At 65.2% G+C, this 16,640-nt stretch carries 19 protein-coding genes; 3 read left to right on the top strand and 16 right to left on the bottom strand.

Translation table 11 applies throughout. The annotated features are described in order from the left end of the window. The first annotated feature begins 142 nt into the window (after nt 1–142). The 3 genes from ACVIW0_RS01580 to ACVIW0_RS01570 are packed head-to-tail and all read left to right on the top strand — an operon-like array spanning nt 143 to nt 2,549. Nucleotides 143–1,285 carry an FAD-dependent monooxygenase gene (locus ACVIW0_RS01580; RefSeq protein WP_461350722.1) on the top strand — a complete coding sequence of 381 codons (1,143 nt, stop codon included), beginning with the start codon at nt 143–145 and terminating at the stop codon, nt 1,283–1,285. Nucleotides 1,286–1,309: 24 nt separating this feature from the next. Then, the gene (locus tag ACVIW0_RS01575) at nt 1,310–1,708 is read left to right on the top strand and encodes a carboxymuconolactone decarboxylase family protein (protein WP_461350721.1); all 399 of its coding nucleotides are present in this window, start codon (nt 1,310–1,312) and stop codon (nt 1,706–1,708) included. Next, complete coding sequence (locus ACVIW0_RS01570) at nt 1,698–2,549, top strand: alpha/beta fold hydrolase (protein ID WP_461350720.1); 852 nt, start codon at nt 1,698–1,700, stop codon at nt 2,547–2,549. The genes ACVIW0_RS01575 and ACVIW0_RS01570 overlap by 11 nt, the downstream gene beginning before the upstream one ends. A gap of 106 nt (nt 2,550–2,655) precedes the next feature. On the opposite strand, the gene ACVIW0_RS01565 is transcribed toward ACVIW0_RS01570, so the two are convergent. The 16 genes from ACVIW0_RS01565 to ACVIW0_RS01490 all read right to left on the bottom strand — a co-directional run bounded on the left by ACVIW0_RS01565 (nt 2,656) and on the right by ACVIW0_RS01490 (nt 16,511). After that, nucleotides 2,656–2,799, bottom strand: a complete 144-nt coding sequence (locus ACVIW0_RS01565; protein ID WP_461350719.1) for a hypothetical protein — start codon at nt 2,797–2,799, stop codon at nt 2,656–2,658. Nucleotides 2,800–2,801: 2 nt separating this feature from the next. Continuing rightward, nucleotides 2,802–3,545, bottom strand: coding sequence for a hypothetical protein (locus tag ACVIW0_RS01560; protein WP_461350718.1), 744 nt, complete (start codon nt 3,543–3,545; stop codon nt 2,802–2,804). Nucleotides 3,546–3,660: 115 nt separating this feature from the next. Then, complete coding sequence (locus ACVIW0_RS01555) at nt 3,661–4,413, bottom strand: urease accessory protein UreD (protein ID WP_461357215.1); 753 nt, start codon at nt 4,411–4,413, stop codon at nt 3,661–3,663. Nucleotides 4,414–4,478: 65 nt separating this feature from the next. Beyond that, complete coding sequence (ureG, locus tag ACVIW0_RS01550) at nt 4,479–5,126, bottom strand: urease accessory protein UreG (RefSeq protein ID WP_461350717.1); 648 nt, start codon at nt 5,124–5,126, stop codon at nt 4,479–4,481. Beyond that, nucleotides 5,123–6,829, bottom strand: a complete 1,707-nt coding sequence (ureC, locus tag ACVIW0_RS01545; protein WP_461350716.1) for an urease subunit alpha — start codon at nt 6,827–6,829, stop codon at nt 5,123–5,125. Before ureC ends, ureG begins: the two co-directional genes overlap by 4 nt. 2 nt (nt 6,830–6,831) lie before the next feature. Beyond that, nucleotides 6,832–7,530, bottom strand: coding sequence for an urease subunit beta (gene ureB / locus ACVIW0_RS01540; RefSeq protein ID WP_461350715.1), 699 nt, complete (start codon nt 7,528–7,530; stop codon nt 6,832–6,834). A 16-nt stretch (nt 7,531–7,546) separates the two neighbouring features. Beyond that, nucleotides 7,547–8,227 carry an urease accessory protein UreF gene (locus tag ACVIW0_RS01535; RefSeq protein ID WP_461350714.1) on the bottom strand — a complete coding sequence of 227 codons (681 nt, stop codon included), beginning with the start codon at nt 8,225–8,227 and terminating at the stop codon, nt 7,547–7,549. Then, a complete protein-coding gene (gene ureE, locus ACVIW0_RS01530) occupies nt 8,214–8,669 on the bottom strand; it encodes an urease accessory protein UreE (RefSeq protein ID WP_461350713.1) in 456 nt (151 codons plus the stop codon). The genes ACVIW0_RS01535 and ureE overlap by 14 nt, the downstream gene beginning before the upstream one ends. A gap of 158 nt (nt 8,670–8,827) precedes the next feature. Beyond that, nucleotides 8,828–9,130, bottom strand: coding sequence for a putative quinol monooxygenase (locus ACVIW0_RS01525; RefSeq protein WP_461350712.1), 303 nt, complete (start codon nt 9,128–9,130; stop codon nt 8,828–8,830). Then, nucleotides 9,130–10,644 (bottom strand): amidase, encoded by a 1,515-nt coding sequence (locus tag ACVIW0_RS01520; RefSeq protein ID WP_461350711.1) that lies wholly within the window; start codon nt 10,642–10,644, stop codon nt 9,130–9,132. Before ACVIW0_RS01520 ends, ACVIW0_RS01525 begins: the two co-directional genes overlap by 1 nt. Before the next feature lie 87 nt (nt 10,645–10,731). After that, nucleotides 10,732–11,433, bottom strand: coding sequence for an ABC transporter ATP-binding protein (locus ACVIW0_RS01515; RefSeq protein ID WP_461350710.1), 702 nt, complete (start codon nt 11,431–11,433; stop codon nt 10,732–10,734). Then, entirely contained in the window at nt 11,430–12,158 is a 729-nt protein-coding gene (locus tag ACVIW0_RS01510; RefSeq protein ID WP_461350709.1) for an ATP-binding cassette domain-containing protein, read from the bottom strand. The genes ACVIW0_RS01515 and ACVIW0_RS01510 overlap by 4 nt, the downstream gene beginning before the upstream one ends. Before the next feature lie 2 nt (nt 12,159–12,160). Then, entirely contained in the window at nt 12,161–13,225 is a 1,065-nt protein-coding gene (locus tag ACVIW0_RS01505) for a branched-chain amino acid ABC transporter permease (protein WP_461350708.1), read from the bottom strand. Continuing rightward, nucleotides 13,225–14,091, bottom strand: coding sequence for a branched-chain amino acid ABC transporter permease (locus ACVIW0_RS01500; RefSeq protein WP_461350707.1), 867 nt, complete (start codon nt 14,089–14,091; stop codon nt 13,225–13,227). Before ACVIW0_RS01500 ends, ACVIW0_RS01505 begins: the two co-directional genes overlap by 1 nt. Before the next feature lie 61 nt (nt 14,092–14,152). Next, complete coding sequence (locus tag ACVIW0_RS01495) at nt 14,153–15,391, bottom strand: urea ABC transporter substrate-binding protein (protein WP_461350706.1); 1,239 nt, start codon at nt 15,389–15,391, stop codon at nt 14,153–14,155. Between the two features lie 70 nt (nt 15,392–15,461). After that, nucleotides 15,462–16,511, bottom strand: a complete 1,050-nt coding sequence (locus tag ACVIW0_RS01490; protein WP_461357214.1) for a substrate-binding domain-containing protein — start codon at nt 16,509–16,511, stop codon at nt 15,462–15,464. Nucleotides 16,512–16,640: the final 129 nt, after the last annotated feature.

Genomic DNA, 16,640 nt, shown 5'->3' with positions numbered 1-16,640 from the left:
TGACCTCAGCTCACAGGCAGGTAGCGGCCGCGTGAGCCCACCTCACGCTCCGTCAGCATTACTCGTTTGCGGGCGCCTGCCGCTTTGACCGACAACGGCAAGGAAGCCGGTCGTCCACCGGCGCAAGCTGTGAGGAACGACGATGAGCAGACTTTCGGTGGCGGTGATCGGCGCCGGCATGGGCGGACTGGCCTCGGCCGCGGCGTTGAGCCGCGCAGGCGTCGATGTGACGGTGTACGAGCAGGCCCAGCGCTTCACCCGGCTCGGTGCCGGCATCCAGATCGGCTGCAACGCCATGAAGGTGATGCGGGCGTGGGACCTGGAGCCGGTGCTGCGCCGCGCGGCGTTCTATCCGCGCTCCTGGAACAACAAGGAATACGACACCGGCGAGGTGCGCTTCGACATGGTGTTCGGCCCTGCCGCGGAGGAGCGCTACGGTGCACCCTATCTGCTCGGGCATCGCGGCGACCTGCATGCGGCGCTCGCCAGCGCCGTGCCGGATCATCTCGTCCGGCTCGATCACAAGCTGACTGCCATCGAACAGCGCGCGGACCGTTCGGTGGCGCTGACCTTCGCCAATGGGCACAGCACGACGGTCGACGCGGTGGTGGCGGCCGACGGCGTGCATTCCTTCGTCAAGGAGCGGCTGTTCGGCCGCGATGAGCCGAACTTCACCGGCCGCATCGCTTATCGGACCGTGTTTCCGGCATCACTGCTCAAGGGTTATCCGATCGACGACTGCACCAAATGGTGGGGACCGGATCGCCACATCGTGATCTATTACGTCAAGCCCGACCGTAGCGAGGTCTATTTCGTGACCAGCCAGCCGGAGCCGGGCTTCACCGTGGAATCCTGGTCGGCGACCGGCGACGTCGGCGCGTTGCGCAAGGCGTTCGAAGGCTTCCACCCCCAGGTCCGCAAAGTGCTCGAGGCCTGCCCGTCGGTGCACAAATGGGCGCTGGTCGACCGTGATCCGCTGCCGCGCTGGAGCGAAGGCAACATCACGCTGCTCGGCGACGCCTGCCATCCAATGACACCCTACATGGCGCAGGGCGCGGCGATGGCGATCGAGGATGCCGCGGTGCTGTCGCGCTGCCTTGCGGGCGTCGATCGCGACGGCGTCACCGAGGCCTTCCGCCGCTTCGAGGCGACGCGCAAGCCACGCACCTCGCGCGTGCAGGCGAGCTCGCGGACCAACACCTGGCTCAAGAACCCGACCGATCCGGACTGGGTCTACGGCTACGACGCCTGGAACACCCCGCTCGCCGAGCCGGCGCTGGCGTAACCACAGATTCAACAGGAGACGATGATGACCGACGCCAATGCCCGCGGCGAGAAGTTCGAGCGCGGCCTGCAAACCCGCCGCACCGTGCTCGGCGACGCCTATGTCGAGCGCTCGCTGAAGGCGGCCGATGCGTTCAACTGGCCGATCCAGAAGCTCGCGACCGAATATTGCTGGGACGAGATCTGGAATCGCCCGGATCTCGACAAGCGCAGCCGCAGCCTGCTCAACCTCGGCATGATCGCTGCGCTGAACCGGCCGCACGAGCTGAAGGTGCATATCCGCGGCGCGCTCAACAACGGCCTGAGCAAGACCGAGCTGCGTGAGGTGTTTTTGCAGATCGCGGTGTATTGCGGCATGCCCGCCGGGCTCGACAGCTTCCGCATCGCTAAGGACGTGTTCGCGGAGATGGGCCTTGTCGATTGAACCGGGCCCGATTGTAACCACCGCATGGCAGGGCTTCGTCCGGCACGATGTGCCGGGCAAGGCCGGGCGGCTCAGCGTCCGTGTCGGCGGCCCCCAGCGCGGCGTACCGGTGTTGCTCTGCCACTCGATCCTGACCAGCAGCGCAATCTGGCATCGTCAGGCCCTCACGCTTGCCGCGCGCGGCCATCGCGTGCTCGCCCCCGACACCAGGGGTCACGGACAATCCGAGGCACCGCGCGGTTCCTATACGATGGACGACCTGGTGGCGGATGCGGTCGCGGTGCTCGATCATTTCGAGATCGCGCGCGCGCATGTGATCGGTGTCTCGCAGGGCGGCATGACGGCGTTCGGCCTCGGCGTGGGCCATCCGGACCGCCTGCTCAGCCTGTGTGTGATCGCCGCACGCGCCGATGCGCCGCCGCCCTTCGCCGCCGCATGGGACGACCGGATCGCGCTGGTGCGCGAGCGAGGCATCGCGCCGCTGGCGGCACCGACCGCCGAGCGCTGGTTCGGACGCGGCTTTCTCGAGGCGCAGCCGGCGATCGCGGCCGCACTGGTCGACTGCATCAACCAGACCAATCCCGAAGGCTTTATCGGCTGCGCCCGCGCCATCCAGTCCCTCGCCTATCTTGACGGCGTGAAGAGAATGCAGGTGCCACTGACGATGATCGTCGGCGTAAACGACCAGCTGTTGGTGCAGCCGATGACCGAGCTCGCGGCGATGCTCGATTGCCGCCTGGCGATCATCCCCGACGCCGGGCACCTGCCCCAGGTCGATCACCCGAACGAGGTCGAGGCCGCGATCGAACGGCATTTGCGCGAGATCACACCGGTGGCGTGAAGTTCGCGATACGCCGGCAGAATCCATTTGGCGGCGGCGTGGTGGCGTTGGGCCACGCTCTGCTGAAGCCAAAGGACCCGTGGAGCTGGTCTAGAGATCTGACGGCTCACTTCGCCGTCTTGACGGCGCGCGCCATGACAGCCTTGTCGCTGAGGTCCTGCTGCAGAACCTTGCTAAGCAGCACGAGGAGCCAATTGCCTTGCGCTACGACCTTGGGCAGCACTGGATTGGGAGGGTTTACACGACCCAACACTACGCTCCTGTCGTCCATGCGTTCGACGACCTCGGTGAGCCGGCAATAGTCTGCATCACCTGGGATGTTTCTGAGAACGAGGCCGGCGTCTGATCGCGCGACGGGTCCGGAATTTTGGTTCGCCTCAAACACACGTCGACGGCTAACGGTGCAATTTTCCTTTGCGACCCTCGCGGCGTCACGCGGACCTTGGCACTGTCGCGTTCCCCGGCACAAGCGTCGGAACGCTCAGTGGTCCTGGTTTCCCAGGCCTCATAGAAGTGGGAATCGAGGCCGGCGCGGGTGATCGTGACCACGCGCATTCCCGTCAGGACAGCGACCGTGTCGGCAACTTCGTAGTTTTGCTCTCCACCCGTATCGATATCGTCGAGAACGATGAGGTCGTACTTGACGGCTGGCTCCTTCAGAGGGACATCGCCAGTTGGGCATTTCGCCACCAACTCGCGCGCAAATTTATTAAGCTCAATCACCTCGCCGACGGCGCTGAGGCCACTCATGCCCAACGTCCCGAACGGCGATAGCGCGAGGGCGATTGCCAACGTCGCAACGCCGATAGCTTGGGGAATTCGTTTGAGGATCAGTAGCCCGAAAAACAGCAGACAAATGATACCGATGCTCCAGACCGGCAGAAGCGTCAGGAAAAACCCGGCCGCCGGTAGCATCAGAAATGCAAATGGCAGCCCCAACGCCAACACCGCAGCCAGGACAAACCCATGGAGCATTTTCAAGACATATCGGAGCATCGAACGGCCGCCGGACCTTCGGACCGAGCAATGTCCTATCACTGCGAGATTAAGAACCGGTCATGAGAGGCTGGCCGAGAGAGTGTCAGTCAATCCCCCTTGAAACTTTTCGCCTTCAGGACACCATCGAAGCCAGCATTGCTTGACGATAGATCGCCCGGATCCCGTCAAATGCAGTTCGGATCGGCCTGAGATCCGGCGCCGCGAGGCGGACACCGAGCCCCGCGGCCTCCGGCAGCATGCTGGCCGCGGCGTACAGGCCCGGGATCCGGTCCAGAGCGGCGTTCAGCGATGCCTGAAGGCTCGTCAGGTCATGCGTTGGGGTCAGCACCAGGAACGCCGATCCAAACGCCCGATGACCGCGAAAGATATCGGGATCCGGACGCTGCAGCCGCATCCGGTCGATCAGCACGGGCTCGCCGCCCGATCTGCGCAGGCAGAACGTCGATTCCAGCTCACGGAAGCCGCGAGCTGTCCCGCCGGGATCGTGCATCGTGAATGCATCGACGATCAAGCTGCACGCCTCGTCTGCGCAATCGAGCTCCACGGACTGGCGCAGCGCCGCATCCGGAAACAGGATGCGCGGCTCCGGCAGATATTCCAGGCTGGCGCCGTTCGCGAGGTAAAGCCTGACGGTCTCGGCGGAGTGAGCATCCGGGTCCGCACGATGCACCGACGTCGCGCCTTGATTGGTGAGGCAGACGGCCGTGCTCGGCTCGAGCACGAGACGCTGCGCCAGGCGATCCTCGCCGTGCACCGCGCCACTTGCGGTCTGCACGATCACGCCGAGGCAATCCGGCCGATCCGGATCGACATGGAAGCTGCGCGTGAGGACGAAGGGCCAACGGAACAGGCGCCGGTCGATCACCGTGCGACGGCCACGGCGGACAAAGCTCAGGTCGAGCCGCAGATCGTCCGCTGTCGCCGCCGGCCTCACGTTCTGAACAAGACCTCGCGTTCGAGCAGATCGACGATCGCATCGATCCCCTCGCCGCGACGGCAATTGGTGAGCAAGACCGGACGATCGCCGCGGACAGCCAAGGCCTCGCGACGCATGCGCTCCAGGTCGACGCCGACATGAGGCGCCAGATCGACCTTGTTGATGACAAGGAGGTCGGCGCGGATGACGCCGGGCCCGCGCTTGCGCGGGATATCGTCGCCCCCGGCCACGTCGATGACGAACATCCAGAAATCGGTCAGATCGCGCGAAAAGGTCGACGCGAGGTTGTCGCCGCCGCTCTCCAGCAGGATCAGCTCGACGCCCGGAAAGCGCCGCTCGAGTTCGTCCGCCGCCTCGATGTTGAGCGTCGGATCCTCGCGAATGACGGTGTGAGGGCACGCGCCTGCCTCGACCGCCGACACGCGCGCCGGATCGATCAGCCCGGATCGCCGGATCCGCTCGGCATCTTCCGCCGTGACCAGGTCGTTGGTGATGACGGCGATATCGATGCCGCGCGCCTTGAGCGCCGGGATCAGCCGCTCGACCAGCGCCGTCTTGCCCGAGCCGACCGGCCCTCCGATCCCGACCCGCGCGGCCGCGATGCGCGCCTCGGTCGATACGCTCAGTGAAATGCGGCTCATCGCAACATATACCGCCTGGCCAGCGGCACCCTGGTGGCTGGAGGACACATCAACAGCTTGCCATCGGCGCGGACCTCGAAGGTCTGCGGATCGACCTCGACATGCGGCTTGGCCGCATTCCGCACCATGTCGGTTTTGCGCAGCTTCCGCACGTTCCTGATCTGGACGAGATCGCGCGTCAGGCCGTGCTTGCGGCCGATATCGGCATCCATGGCAAGCTTCGAGACGAAGTTGACGCCCAGCCGTTGCGGCGCGGCGCCGAGCGCGCCCCACATCCGCTTCTGGATCATCGGCTCCGACAGGCCAAGGCTGCCATTGCCGTCGCCCATCGCGGCCCAGACCACAAAGCCGTTCTTGATCACCATGTAAGGCTTGAGGCCGAATGACGCGCGCGGCCAGAGCACGAGATCCGCCATCTTGCCGACCTCGACCGAGCCGACCAGGTGATCGATGCCGACCGCGATGGCCGGGTTGATGGTGAGCTTGGCGACATAACGCTTGATGCGTTCATTGTCGGCGCGAACGGTTTTCTCCTCGGGCAGGCGGCCGATCCGGTCCTTCATCACGCTGGCGAGCTGCCAGCATTTGGCGACATTCTCGGCAAGCCGTCCCATGCCCTGGGTGTCGGTGCCGAAGATCGAGATCGCGCCCATGTCGTGGAGGAAATCCTCCGCGGCCATCGATTGGGCGCGCACCCGCGCTTCGCCGAACATCACGTCCTCGGGCGCATTGTAGTTGAGCTGATGGCAGATCATCGTCATCGGCACGCCCTCCTCCATGCCGTAGGAGGTGTAGGGGTTGGTCGGGTTGGTGGACGAGGGAATCACGTTGTCCCACGACACGACCTTAAGCAGATCCGGCGCGTGACCGCCGCCGGCGCCCTCGACGTGATACATGTGGATGGTGCGGCCATCGACGGCGGCCATCGTATCCTCGCAGAAGCCGTATTCGTTGATCGAATCGGTGTGCAGATGGACCGCGAAATCGTTGCGGTCGGCCGCCACCAGGCTCTGGTCGATCACGGCCGGAGCCGCCCCGAAATCCTCGTGGATCTTCACCGACATGCCGCCGGCCGCCACCGCCTCCTCGACGGCTTCCGGATTGGAGCCGCCGCGTCCGAACAGCGCGTAGTTGAGCGGCGAGAACTCGATCGCCTGAAGGAAACGCGCAAAGGGTGCGGCGGCGCCGCTGCCGACATCGAAAACCGGGCCCGAGCCGTTGCCGACCAATGTGGTCGTGCCGCCGGCGAGGGCATGGTCGGACTGTTCGGGCGAGATCAAATGCGCATGCGACTCGATCGCGCCGGCGGTGACGATGAAGGGGCCGCCGGCGATCGGCGCCGTGGTATGACCGACCACCATGTCGGGATGCACGTCCGGCATGACGTCGGGATTACCAGCCTTGCCGATGCCGACGATGCGGCCGTCCCGGATGCCGATGTCGGCTTTCACGATGCCGGTCACCGCATCGACGATCGTGGCATTCTTGATCACCGCATCGAGGATCTTGTGCGAGGACGTCCGGTGACCGTTGACCGCCTCGCCATCGCGCAAGTTCTTGCCGGCACCGACCAGCAGCTCGTGCCCGTAGGTGGTGTGGTCGTGCTCGATCTCGGCGAGCAGGCTGGTGTCGGCGAGCCGCACCAGATCGCCCTTGGTCGGGCCGTAGAGCTCGCCATAGGCGCGGCGGGTCAGGATGGCCACGGTCAGGCTCCCTGATAGCCGCGGGCGCGGGCCTGCTTGAGCGCCGCGTCGCGCGCGGACGGCGCATCCAGCGGACCATTGACGAGCCCGGCCTGCCCGAGCACGACCCGGTCGCCCGCGATCGGAACGAGACGCACCGACTTGGTGACGCCCGGCTCAAAACGTACACCGGCGCCGGCCGGCCGATCGATCTTCATGCCCCAGGCCGCCGCGCGATCGAAGCGCAGGGCGCGGTTGACCTCGAAGAAATGCGTGTGGCTGCGGACCTGGACATCGCGGTCGCCGGTGTTGACGACCTCGATGGTGACCGCCGGCAGGCCGGCAAAGCTCTCGATGTCGGCGCCGCCTGCGATGATCTCGCCGGGCACGAGCTCGTCGGTGGCCGGCGTGTCGCTGGATGCGATCGGCTCGAACACCGCCATCACCTTGGTGCCCTCGGCGAACAGGCATTCGATGTAGAGCATCGGGATCATCTGCGCGACGCCGGGCTCGACGTCGTCCGTCGTCAGCAGCCTTCCTGCCATGTCGCGAATGTCCGCATAGGGCAGGTCGCGGCGCGCCGCCGTCATCACCTCGTCGGTGATGTAGGCGACCGCCTCGGGGTGGCTCAATCTGATCCCGAGCGAGCGGTTGCGACGCGCCATCTGCGCGGCATTGAAGATCACAAGACGATCCAACTCGGTCGGCGACAGGTTCATCATGGCGAGGTCGTCTCCTCTATGTCGTGAACATCCGGACTTGGCGCAGCGGCCCGCGCGACACCGCAATATCGATCAACGGCGTGAAGCTCGCCGGCAGCGCATCGGGCCGCGGCGTCTCCGCCAGCAGGTCCGCGAGCAATCCGCGCGCCACCGACTGACTGCGTTGGGCTTCCACATGGCCGATGACGCCGAGCCGCACCGCTGCGCTGACCAGCCCCGTCACCAGCGTCCAGCCCGACATCAACTCCGCCGCGTCCAAGCTGAAATCGGCATCCCGGCAAACCACGGCCTGCGCGACCGGCAGATGACCAAGCCGCGCGTCCGACGACACCACGTTGCGGTACGCGATCGACAGCGGCCCATCGAGCTTGACCCAGACCCCGAGCAGCGCCCGCCCCGCCCGACGCGACCCTTCCCGCATCTCGGCCGATGCCGTTCCGGCTTCGGCGCAGCGATCGACTGCGGCAATCGCGTCGCATCCCGCCGCGTGAAAGGCCTTGCGCAGCAGGATGCGATCCATGGTGGCCCAGCGCCGCACCAATTGATCGGCAATGATGCGGTCCAGCTCGTTGCGATTGGCGAGCATGCCGTCGGCGGCGAGCCCTTCGAGCCCCCAGGAGAACGCGAAGCCGCCGGCCGGATAGGCGCTATCGCCGAGTTGCAGCAGTGCCAGCGCTTGCAGTCTATCGAACAGCATCGGCTTCCATCACCTCGCCTGTCGCGAGCAGCGGCGTGATCCGCGCGCGATATGTCTCGAGCGGACCGTCCAGCAGCACGACGAGCCAGTCGCCGTCGAAACGGACCCGCCAGTGCAGATTCCCGGCATGCCATCCGAGCTTGAGCGCCGCCGCGCGATCCGCCGGCTTCAATCGCCACGTCTGCTGCTCGCCGAAACGAACGATGATGGCGCGATCATGTGCGAGAAACAGCAGCGCGCCGTCGACCAGCTCCTCGTCGCGATCGAGGCTGACCGCGCAGTCGGTTCCGTGGTCGGTCGTCAGGCGAAAGCGCTTGCGGCCGACATCCGCAGGCGGCACGAACAGCAGTTCGATGCCGCCGTGATGCTCGACATGGTGCAGACGCTGCGCATAGGCCGTGTCGTCGGACCTCCCGATGATGCCATGAAGCCGTAACGTCACGATGTTCTCCCGCGATTGCTCCGGCGCCGGCCTAAAGCGCGATGAGATTTGGTTGAATCGTCATCGCACTTTAGCCCTTTGTTTGAGCATGATCTCCGCGCAAACGCCTTTGGCGTTTGTCGCGAGGGAAAACCGCTTCGCACTTTTCCGGATCATGCTTAGCGGACCGTCGCCGAGACCTCCGTCGACGTCACCAGCGTGACCTCACCGTCGAGGATCGGCTTGGCGATGCCGAAGAAGGTCGCCACCGCGGCCGACCCGTTATGGCGATCCATCGCGGCCCTGTCGGCGAACCGCTCATAGGTCGTGAACAGACAGGGATCGTCAGCGCTTTGCGAGATGAAGAACCCGATCGTCTCCGGCTCGTTGGCCGCAACATGGGTCGCGACGTCGCGCAGCGCGTCGCGCATCGTGACCTCGCGGCCGGACTTGGCCCTGATGATTGCGGTGATCGTGATCATCAGAACTTTCTCCAGTCGCCGTCGGCCTCGAAGGCCTTGGCCGCCTGATAGATCGTCGCCTCGTTGTAATCCCTGCCGATCAGCATCAGGCCGACCGGCAGGCCGTCGGAGAGGCCGCAGGGCACGGTCATGGCCGGGTGGCCGGTGACGTCGAACGGGCTGGTGGTGGCGGTCATCTCGAAGGCGCGCTGAACCACCTCGGCCAGTGGCGCCCCCTTCGCCGGAATCGGCGTCGCAACGCAGGGCAAGGTCGGCATCAGCAGCAAATCGTACGAGGCGAACATCTTGTCGTAGGCCGCCTTGGCCGCGATCGCGATGTTGCGGGACTTCGCATAGTAGCGGCCGCGATAGTGGCTGACGCCCCACTGTCCGACCAGCATGCAGAGCTTCAGCGTCTGCGACAGGTCGTCGGCACGATCGCGCCAGGCGGAATGCGCGTCGACCAGGCCCACATCGTAGAGCCCCTTCCAGTTGAAGCCCATGCCGTTACCGATCATCATCTGAACCAGGAAACCCTCCAGCGTGATCGGATTCCAGGCCGCGAGCGCGTGCAGGTGTTCGGGGATCGAAACTTCCGACACGCTGGCGCCGAGCTTGGCGAAGCGCTCCGCCCCGGCTTTGACCTTGGCGACGACGCCTTCCTGCATGTTCGGCGCCGAAAAGCCCTCCTTGAGCACGCCGATCTTCAGGCCTTTTGCGCCCCGGTTGAGCAGCTCGGTATAGCTCGTGACCTTCGGCGCATACTGCCGCGGATCATACCCGTCGGGACCGGCCAGCACCTCCAGCAGCAGCGCGTTGTCGGTGACGTTCGCCGTCATCGGGCCGGTGTGGTCGATCGTCGATTCGATCGGCATCACGCCGGTGTAGGGAACCAGGCCGTGCGTCGCCTTCATGCCATAGATGCCGCAATAGGACGCCGGGATGCGGATCGAGCCGCCCTGGTCGCCGCCGATCGCCATGTCGACCTCGCCGGCGGCAACCAGCGCCGCGCTGCCCGAGGACGAGCCGCCGGCGGAATACCCCATCCTGTGCGGGTTATGGACCGGCGCCGGATCGGAGGTGTGGCTGCCGCCCGAGAGACAGAAATGTTCGCACACCGCCTTGCCGACAATGGTGCCGCCGGCATCGAGAATCCGCGTCACGATGGTCGCGTCGGCCGCGGGAACGAAGCCTTCGAGCGTGGTCGAGCCGTTCATCATGGGAACGCCGGCAAGCGCGACGTTGTCCTTCAGCACGACGGTGCGGCCGGCAAGCTTGCCGCTGGATGCGCCCTTCACCTCGGTCTTGATCGCCCAGGCGCCGTATTTGTTCTCGCCCGGCGCCGGCTTGCCGCCGGGCACGCGCGGATATTTCACCGGCGGCAGCGGATTCGGCAGCTCGTCGATGACGTCATACGCATCGAACATGCCGCCCATCAACGCGAGATAGTCGCCGGCCTCCTCGACCGACATGTTCATGTGCAGGCTCGCAGCGAGTTCGGCGACATCCTCGGCGTTCGGGCGCTTGATAGACATGAGTCATCCTTTCTTGTGCGGACAAGCTGGCAGAGCAGACAGAAATCGGTCATCGCGGCGGCCGGCGCGGCTGCGCCGGAACGGGCCTTAACTCGGGCTCATGGCGGCATCCCGTGCCATCAGGCTGTTGCGGTCGAGCTCTTCCGTGATGCGTCCCTTCTGGATATTGAGCACCCGGTCGGACAGCGAGGTGATGAATTCGAGATTCTGCTCGACGACGATCAGCGACATGCTCCAGCGCTTCTTCAACGCGAGCAGCGTCTCGATGATCTCCTCGATGATTGACGGCTGGATGCCTTCGGTCGGCTCGTCGAGCAGGATCAGCCGCGGCTTGGTGCAGAGGCAGCGCGCCAGCGCGAGCAATTGCTGCTCGCCGCCCGATAGCGCCCCGCCGCGCCGGTCGAGCAGGCGCACCAGGCGCGGAAAATCCTGCAGCACGGCGTCGATGACCGTGCGATCTTCCTTCGGTGCCGCCGCAAGCCCCATCCGCAGGTTCTCGTAGACGCTGAGGTCCGGAAAGATCTCCCTGCCCTGCGGCACGAGACCGATGCCGAGCCGGGATCGCTCATGCGGCTTCAGATGGGTAATTGTCTTGCCGGCGAAGGCGACCGTGCCGCCGGTGGTCGGCAGATGACCCATCAAGGCGCGCAACGTCGTGGTCTTGCCCATGCCGTTATGGCCGAGAATGCCGAGATACTCGCCGTCCTGCACCGTCATGTCGATACCGAACAGGATCGGAATCCGGCCATAGCCGGAGCGCAGGTCCCTGACCTCCAGCAGCGCGCTCATGCCGCCACCTTCTTGCCGAGATAGACGTCGCGCACCCGCTGATCCGCCAGCACCTTGCTCACGGTATCTTCCACGAGCACGCGCCCCTGATGGAACACGGTCACCTTCTTGGCGATCTGCTTGATGAACTCCATGTCGTGCTCGACGACGATGATAGCATGGGTCTGGTTGATCTCGCGGATGATCGCCGCGGTGTGCGCGGTCTCCTCGTCGGTCATGCCGGCGGCCGGCTCGTCGAGCAGGATCAGATCGGGCTCGGCGGCGAGCACCATGCCGATCTCCACCCACTGCCTTTGGCCGTGCGACAATGTCGCGACAATGCGGTCGGCGTGGTCGGTCAGGCGGATCATCTCCAGCACGGCATTGACGGCGGGGGCCTGCGCGCGCGGCGTCGCCTTGCGGCGGACCGCAAGCCAGATGTTCTCGCGCACCGACAGGCCATTGAAGACGTTCGGCACCTGGGTCTTGATGCCGATCCCCATCCGGGCGATCTGATGCGATAGCAGGCCGGCGATGGCCTCGCCGCGGAATGCGATGGTGCCGGAGGTCGGGGTGAGCTGGCCCGTCAGCATCTTGAAGAAGGTGCTCTTGCCCGCGCCGTTCGGGCCGATCAGGCAGCGCAGCTCCATCTCCTCGAGCGTGAAGGTGATGTCGTCATTGGCGACGACGCCGCCGAACCGCATCGTGAGGTGCTCGGCCTTGAGCAGGGGGATGAGCTCCGCCATGGCTATTCTGCTCCAGCCGGGTGCGGCGCGACCGTCGGCGATGACATCGGTTCCTCTTCGAGCGGCGCCTTCGCTTTCGGTTGCGGCACAAGCCTGAGCAGGAGATCGCGCGCCGTCGGCACCAACCCCTTCGGCAGCAGCAGCACGAACACGATCAGGACGGCGCCGAGGACGAGATTGGAGTTCAGCGCCTGCTGCGAGCCGATATAGGCGACGATGTACTCGATCAGCACGCAGCCGACGATCGGGCCGAGCAGGGTGCCGAGGCCGCCGACGGTGATCCAGATGATGATCTCGGCGGAGAGCGACAGGCTGAAGATGGTCGGACCGACGAACGCGCCCCAATTGACATAGAGCGCACCGGCAAGCCCCGCGATCGCACCGCCCAGGCTGAACGTCAGCAGCTTGACGACGCGCGGATCATAGCCGAGCAACGACGCGCGGGTCTCATTCTCGCGCACGGCGACGATGACGCGCCCGGCTGGCAGCGACAGCAGCAGACGCAGCAGCAGGAAGACCGCAAGCAGCGCGCCGGCCGTCGTCCACCAGGATTGCTCGGGCGACAGCATCTCGCCCGGATGGAACGGCACGTTGAAGGTCGGCACCGCCGGAATGCCGTTGAAGCCGCCGAGCAGCGCCTGGCCGATCCGGTAGCTGTCGCCGGACGTCGAGTTGATGCAGTTGAACAGGATCAGGGTCACGGTCAGCGTGATCACGCCGAGATAGACGTCGGAAATGCGGCCGAAGAAAATGAAATAGCCGAGCACCACCGCGAACAGCAACGGAACGATGACGGCCAGCAGAATCGCCGGCGTCGAGTCCTGGAAATTGATCGCGGCGATCGCATAGGCGTAGCCGCCCAGCCCGAAAAACGCGGTCTGTCCGAACGACAGGATGCCGCCAAAGCCCCAGATGAAGGCAAGGCTGAGCGCCAGCACCGACATCGCCGCGAACAGTGTCAGCTGCATCAGCGCGAACAGTTCGATCACCGACGGAACCAGCGCGATCGCGATGATCGCGACGACGATCGCAGCCGCCTGGGCCGCGAGGCGAAAGCGGGGCGGCATCACAGCGTCCCCTTGAAGAAGCGGCCGGAGATGCCCTGCGGCAGCATGCGGATCAGGACGATCGCCGCCGTGAACACCAGCACCTCGCCGTATACGGGCGTCGTGAAGTAGGCTCCGATCTGATTGACGGCACCGAACAGGCTGGCCGCCGACATCGTGCCCGACAGGATCGCCGCACCGCCGCCGACCACCGTCATGAAAGCCTTGGCGACATAGGCGCCGCCCATCCCGGGCGTGATCCCCGAGACCGGCGCCAGCAGGCCGCCGGCAAGGCCGGTGACCGCGGCGCCGACCGCGAAGGTGCTCATATAGACCCGCGCCGGATTGACCCCCAAGGTCGCCGCCATCGCCGGGTTCTGCATAGTCGCGCGCGCGATCAGGCCCCACCTGGTGTAGCGCATGACGCCGTAGACCAGCGCCATCATGACGACAGCCATGCCGGCCAGGAACAGCGTGTAGTAGCTCGACTGATATGAGCCGATCGAGAAGCCGCCAAGCGGCGTCGGCACGCCCTGCTGCGTATTGCCGTAGATCGTCGTGATGATGCCGATGATGGCAAGGCTCAGTCCCCAGGTCGCCAGCATCGAATCGACCAGGCGCCCATAGAGAAACCGGATCAGGCAACGCTCGATGACGAGGCCGACGACGCCGACGAAAAGCGGCGCGACGATCAGCATCGCGATCCAGATGTTCACCCCGGCATTGGCCGAGATGACGGTCGCGTAGGCGCCGAGCATGACGAACTCGCCATGGGCGAGGTTGATGATCTTCATCATGCCGAAGATGATTGCCAGTCCGAGGCAGAGCAGGAACAGCGAGGAGATTCCGTTCAGAACGTCGAGCCCGAGTATGACGTAGATCGCCATTCGTAAGGTCCTTCCGGCAGTCCAGTGCGCTGGCCCCGCCGCGCCGCGGGGCCAGAAGACGTCAGAGACTGATGATGTACTGCTTGGTATCGTTCGGATTCTTGACCAGATCGCAGACGCTCGCGGTGTCGGCCGGCTTGACGTCGGGGAAGCTCTCCAGCACCGACCATTTGCGGTCCTTCACGTCGGCGAGGAAGGCGTTGCGGATGGTGTGATGGGTCGCCTTGTCGAGGGTGACCTTGCCGCTCGGCCCGTCGAACGAGATGGAATCCTCCAGCGCCGCGATCACCTTCATGCGGTCGATGCTGGCGGCCTTGCGCACGCCGGCCGCCCACAGCATGACGCCTTCGTAGGTACAGGCGGCGAGCTCGCTGATATAGGGCGTGTCGGAATGCGCCTTCTTGATCTTCTCGACGAAGCTCTTCGAGGCCGGCGTCGTCAGCTCCTCGAAATAACCGTAGGCGCCGAGGATGGAGTCGCTTTCCGCCGCATCGAGCGTGGTCGGCTCGTTGACGAGGCCGAACGTGGTCGACGCGATCGGGATCTTCCCCTTCATGCCGGCCGAGGTCCACTGCCGGTAGAACGCGGTGTGGTTGCCGCCGACCAGCGCCGAGAGGATGAGGTCGGGCTTGGCAGCCTGGATCTTCGAGATCGTCGGGCCGAAGTTGGTGACGTCGAGCGGGAAGAAGTCGGTCGACAGCACCTCGCCGCCATTGTCCTTGACGTATTTGGTCATCCACTTCGCGGTGATCTGACCGTAATTGTAGTCGGCGGCAATGATGTAGGCCTTCTTGCCGGCCTTCTTCATCGCGGTCGGCACCAGCTTTTCCACGGTCTGCGCCGGCGTCGTTCCGGTGCAGAAGGTGTTGCGATCGCAGACGCCGCCTTCATAGAGCACGTTGTAGAAGTACAGCACCTTGAAGCGGTCGAAGGTCGGACGCACCGCCTCGCGCGAGGCCGAGGTGATGCCGCCGTGAACCACGTCGACCTTGTCCTTCACCGCGAGCTGCTGGGCGAATTGCGAATACATCTGGATGTTCGACTGGGTGTCGTAGTGGATCACCTTCAGCGGCCGGCCGAGCAATCCGCCGCCGGCGTTGATCTCGTCCACGGCGAGCTGCAGGGCGTAGACCATCGGCGTGCCGGAGGCTGCGATCGGTCCGGACTGGTCGTGCAGGCTGCCGACCACGATCGGGTTCTCGGCACCGAGCGCGCCGGAGCGGAAGACCGCGGGCGCCGCAATCAGCGTCGTCGTTGCAATGGCCGAGTGCTGCAGGAAGCGGCGACGCGAGAAACTCATGGAGGCCCCCAAGTTGGCGGTGCTTGATATGGAAACTATTAAAAAGACAATATTTGAAAATGCAAGTGCTTTATCGCCCCGCGATCGGCGAGAAGTCGTAACCGTCGAGCCGGACGAGATGGATCGGATGCCGGACTCCGACCACCGGCCGCGCATCATCGCCGCGTGCCGTGCGCTGCTGGCTAGTCCGCCCGTAAAAGCGGCTGAGTTGCCGCGCATCGAGGCTGCCGGCTTCCTCGATCAGGGCGGCGAGGGAAAAGATCCCCTCGTAGCAGGACTCCCCGTAGCCATTGGCCGGCGGCGGACTGTCGCCGAACGCGGTGTGATAGCGCTCCAGGAAGGCGCCGTTGTTGCGGGAGCGGATCGAGGCGAAATAGCTCGAGGCCGCATAGAGGTTTTCGGTCTCGTCCGGCTCAAGCCCGTAGATGATGGTCTCGTCGACCGCGGAGGAAAACCGCAGCACGTGCGAACTCAGGCCGGCGGCGCAGAATGCCCGGTTGAAGGCGATGCAGTCGAGCCCCAGGAACAGCGACACCACCACGTCCGAACGCGTGGTCTTGATGCGGTCCAGGATCTCGTCGAAATCATGCAGGCCGACGGGCAGATAATGCTCTCCGGTCACGCTGCCTCCGAAGCGGGCGATCAGCGCGCGCGCGATCCTGAGCGACGAGCGCGGCCAGATATAGTCGTTGCCGCAGAGAAAATAGCGGCGCGCGTGCTTTGATTCCGAAAGCCACTGGATCGCCGGCGCAAGCAGCTCATCGGCGGTCTCGCCGGTCGTCATGACGTCGAACGGCGACGACAGCCCTTCGAACTGCGGCGTATAGATGAATGGAACGCGACCATGGGCCGCGTTCACGACGGAGTCCCGCGCAAAACTCGGCAACATCCCGACGATGCCGTCCGCGCCATGAAGGTCGATCGCGTCGCGCGCCGCCTGCCCCGCACTCACGCCGCTCTCGCCGGCGTTCATCACGCAGAGTTCGACCGCCCGGCGCAGAATGCCCGACATCCGGTTGATTTCGTCGACAGCCAGACGTCCGCACGCCTCGGCCGACGGCGCCCACAGTCCCGCCGCGCCGCTTTGTGGGATGAGCAGACATATCCGAACGCTACGCAAAATGGCCTCTCCGCAATTCCGACGGAGATACCACTCACGAATCATGCCAACCGCGATCCCGCCGCAGCCGAGCCGGTTTTGCGACGGAAGCGACCATTCTCGGAAGCCTCGCCGCTTGTCTTGCCGACG

The sequence above is a fragment of the Bradyrhizobium sp. USDA 4454 genome (genome assembly GCF_054822705.1).
This window is presented reverse-complemented; position numbering and strand designations above follow the sequence as displayed.